The sequence below is a fragment of the Rhodoferax sp. genome, assembly GCF_037143375.1.
In the GTDB taxonomy this organism is placed as follows: domain Bacteria; phylum Pseudomonadota; class Gammaproteobacteria; order Burkholderiales; family Burkholderiaceae_C; genus Rhodoferax.
In genome coordinates, this window is the sequence record NZ_JBAWYV010000213.1 from 1 (window position 1) to 4223 (window position 4223).

The following is a 4223-nucleotide window of genomic DNA, read 5'->3' on the forward strand; positions in this document are numbered from 1 at the left end:
GTCAAACGCACGACCTTGATCGAGACATTGGCCCGTATTGGCTGGCCTGGCAAACAAGACACCTGAAGGGGCACACCACATGCGAGGGGATATCAACAAGCGCTTGACCATCCTCTCTGAGGCCGAGAAGACAGCCCTTTATGGGCTTCCTGTTTTCGATGATTTCCAGCGTATCGAGTTTTTTGCCATGACCGACGCGGAACGTGCCTTGGCTTTGCAGCGCAGGGGCATCGTGAAACAGATCTATTGCCTGCTGCAAATCGGCTATTTCAAAGCCAAACAGGCATTCTTCCAATTCACCTTGGAGGAGGTGCCTCCAGAGGATATCGCGTTTCTGCTGCAACGGTACTTTCCGAGCCAGACGTTCATAGCCGAACCGCTGCTAACCAGCGAATATTACGTACAGCGCAATAAGATTGTCGAGTTATTTGGGTACCGCCTTTGTTCAGATGAAGACATGCCAGCGCTGCTCGACAAGGCAGCTTTGCTGGCCAGGACAGACGTGACACCGACATTTTTGCTGGCTGAGTTGTTGGTGTTCCTGATTGGCCAGCGCATCGTGCGGCCCGGCTACACCACGCTGCAAGACCTGATCACGAATGCTCTCTCAGAAGAGCGTGAACGCCTGGAACAAATGGTCGAATCGGCCCTGACCGATGTGGCACGCGATGCGCTCCGACAATTGCTGGAACACGAGAACACCCTATCCGCCCTGGCCGCCCTCAAACAGGATGCCAAAAGCTTTCGTTACCGACAGATGGGCATGGAGCGTCAGAAGCGCCTCACGCTGGCTCCCCTGTATGCCATTGCCAAAACGCTGTTGCCAAGCCTTGAAATCTCGCAACTCAACACCGCCTATTACGCCAGCCTCGCCAATTTCTACACCATCTACGATTTGCGGCGATTCAAGTCTAGCCAGACCCACCTCTATTTGCTGTGTTACGCCTGGCAACGTTACCGGCAACTCACGGACAATGTGGTGGAAGCCTTTGGCTACCACACTCGGCAGCTCGAAGACGATACCAAGGCCGTCGCCAATCAACAGGCTGCTCAGATACACAACGAACGGCAGCAAGCCACACCACGGGTGGGGGAACTGCTCTTGCTGTATGGGGTAGTAAGCCCAAATCCACGGAATCTTTAAGCGGTCAAATTCACTCCCGCCAGAATGGCTTCCAAATCAATTGGATTGTACTTGTCGCGAAAAGCGTAGTGCCCCAGGAAATGCAGGTGCTCCCACGCTGCTGGTGATACTCGCCTGAGCAATTCCAGTGCTTTTTCGTTGCCAGTTGCCAAATAACGGGTGAGCAGTCCTGACAGCAATATGGAGTTGTAGGCGATAACGACATTGGCAATCAGGCGACCGCACTGGTTGCTGATAGCAACCTCCAAGTCGGTGCGCCCAGTCAATTCCTTCCTGCCATTCACTTTGGCGATGGTGGATCGCAACTGGTGGTAGGACTCGATGCGGTTTTCCGAACGGTGGACATCGCTCTGCAACTGGGGGTCGCGCAGGTAGCGTAGCGTGTAGATGCTGCGGATCAGTTTGTCGTACTCAAAGATGGCCCTGCGTGTGCGGTTGTGGCCAGACAGCGTGCAGATTTTTCGCATGAGCACCGCTTGGCTCATCTCCTTGAGTCCCAAGGTGGCGGCAATGTGATCCATGTTTGCTTTTTCTGACATAATCAGACTGTGGTCAATTTGCCCCACGGGCTGAATCAGAAAGTCCAAGTAACCGACCTGTTCTGGGCCGCAATACAAATGCGCCAATTGGGCATGCAAGTTGGTAAAACGTGGAGCCAGGTTCATACCGAACCAATGCAGAATGGCGAAGTTGGCCATGTTGATGCTGTGCATGTCGCCCGTGATGGTAGTCGGCACAATGTCCGAGGTGTTGTTGTAACAAATGTCAAACACCCAGTAGCTTTCATGCTGGTTTGCTCCGAGCAAATCAGTTTGCAGCGCCACATGGTTGGCCAAGAACGTGTAAGCAACAACGCCCCTATCCTTGCCAAAGTATTTGCGTGAATGGCGGGCCTTGAGCGTCGGGCGGCCCGTGGCAAACTTTTGCCCGTCCACACTGCCATAGAGCACATCCATGTCGATGGAGTAGTACGGGAAGATGGGCAGACTGGCAATGAAGTTACTGATCGTATCGTTGGCGGCAATCAGCGTGGCAGGGCGCAAGTACTGCTGGTGCGTGGCATCCAAGACGTGGTACGGAATGTCACACGTCTCAGCCATTTTCAAGTTGCCGTAGTTCATGGCTTGGGCGACAATTACCGCCATCAAACTATCTTCATCGGCGATCTTCTTGGCATAGCGTGGTTGTAAGGGCGTCATGGCCGACAGGAAGTGGCACTGCTCATTAACAAACCGAAAAATGTCCGCAATATCGCGCGCTTGGAGCTTGCCGTAAAAGCCTTGTTGTAGTCGTTTGTCCTTGTCGGCCTTGGGGCGGTGCCAAATAAGCGTCTTTTTCTCTTGATCGAACTCCAGGTGCTTGAGTTTGCTACTGCGCAATTCTTCGTCGAACGCTCGCCACTGGATATCAAGTTCGGTGAACAGGGCCTCCAAGGTCACGTCTACGGGTTGGCGTAACCAGGGTATGTTCAACACCTTGAGTGCTTCCGCCTTGACCTCCATAGACACCAAATCATCAGCAAAGCGGCGGTGTTGCACGCTGTCGTCGAGGTAAATGTTCCCTTTGTCGAGGCGCTTGCGCAATTGCCGGTAGACAAAAAATTCATACCGACTGCCATCCAAGCCAACAGGCTTGCCATCCTGGTCAAAGCGCAACAAAAAATTGCGCAGGCGTGATGGGACTGTGCGCGAAGGAATGTCCGCCATTGGCTGCTTGGCAAGGCTTTGCTGGCGGGCAAATACATCCTTCATCCATTGCAGTGCGGCCAGCCAGTCTTTGCCACTGGTAGAGTCACTTTCAAAGCTCAAAGCCATGGCAAGTGGGCGCATGTTTTTTGTGCAAAGCCCGCCTTGTTTGTCCACCGCTCCCCAGCGTAAATCCAATTGACTGACGGGATTCTCTGTTAGAAGCTTGCCAGTAGAGCGCAATGTTTCTTTGGGCATGATCCGGTATGCCCGGTGACGCACATCACCGAAAGGGGTTATGTCCTCAAGAGCGTCATCTACGTACAGCAAAAGCAATTCACCAACTCTTGGCGTGGTTTGTTGCCGTTCGTTGTGAATTTTGGCGGCCTGTGCGGTGGCAACAGCCTTGGTTTCGTCTTCGAGTTTCTGCATGTGGTAGCCAAAGGCTTCCACAACGTTGTCCGTGATTTGCCGGTAGCGCTGCCAGGCGTAGCACAGCAAATAGAGATTGGTCTGGCCGGGTTTGAGTCGGCGCAAGTCGTAGATTGTGTAGAAATTGGCAAGGCTGGCGTAGTAGGCAATGTTAAGCAGCGAAATATCAAGGCTTGGGAGCAGCGTCTTCGCGATGGCATACAAGGGAGCCAGTGTGCGGCGCTTTTGGCGCTCCAACTCCATTTGACTGTGGTGAAAGCTCTTGGCATCTTGCTTGAGTGCAGCCAAGTCAGACAAGGTGTTCTCGCGCACCAACAACTGCGCAAGTGCCTTGTGGGTTGTTTTTGTCAGGGCCGCTTCCACCAGTTGTTCCAGGCGCTCACGCTCAGTGGCCAACGCATTCGTTATCAAATCTTGCAGCGTGGTGTATCCGGGTCGCACAATGCGCTGACCCACCAGGAAAACCATAAGCTCGGCCAGCAGAAAAGACGGTGACACATCGGTTCTGGCCAGCAACGTTGCTTTGTTGAGCAACCCAGCCAGGTCATCGTCAAGCCAGAGACGAAAACCATACAAAGCGGCAATGCCTTTACGCGGCAGATAGCGGTCATTGTCGCTCACCTCCTCCGAGGGTAACGTCTGCCCAGGAAAGTACCTTTGCATGAAAAAAGCAACGTCCTGCTCTGGTGCCTCGACCAATGAGAAACGGAAGAACGAGTGCTTGGCCTTGAAGTAGCCAATTTGCAAAAGGCAATGGAGTTGCGCTGCCACACTCTTTCGCGCGAATGCCAGTGCATGTTCAGCTTCAGTCATGGCAAAAAACTCGATGCGCTGAAAGTCGTCAAACTCGGGAATACCATACAGCGCGACCTTCTCGGTTTTTGAGAGGATGGTCAGTCGTCCGTTGATGTCGCCACGCATCTTGTTCTATGTGCCCAGCGGCAGAAAAAGGGTCATTGGGT

Annotated in this window: 2 protein-coding genes; one reads left to right on the forward strand and one right to left on the reverse strand. The window is 53.3% G+C overall.

Features of this window, described 5'->3' with window-relative positions:
* Positions 1 to 79 precede the first annotated feature (79 nt).
* The gene (locus WCG50_RS17800) at positions 80 to 1144 is read left to right on the forward strand and encodes a DUF4158 domain-containing protein (protein ID WP_336900935.1); all 1065 of its coding nucleotides are present in this window, start codon (positions 80 to 82) and stop codon (positions 1142 to 1144) included.
* On the opposite strand, the gene WCG50_RS17805 is transcribed toward WCG50_RS17800, so the two are convergent.
* Positions 1141 to 4182 (reverse strand): Tn3 family transposase, encoded by a 3042-nt coding sequence (locus WCG50_RS17805; protein WP_336900936.1) that lies wholly within the window; start codon positions 4180 to 4182, stop codon positions 1141 to 1143. The genes WCG50_RS17800 and WCG50_RS17805 overlap by 4 nt on opposite strands.
* Between the last annotated feature and the right edge of the window lie 41 nt (positions 4183 to 4223).

What these genes read in the sequence shown, in the direction of transcription:
- WCG50_RS17800 (WP_336900935.1), top strand. Translation starts at nt 80, where the DNA reads ATGCGAGGGGATATCAACAAGCGCTTGACCATCCTCTCTGAGGCCGAG.
- WCG50_RS17805 (WP_336900936.1), bottom strand. Translation starts at nt 4,182, where the DNA reads ATGCGTGGCGACATCAACGGACGACTGACCATCCTCTCAAAAACCGAG.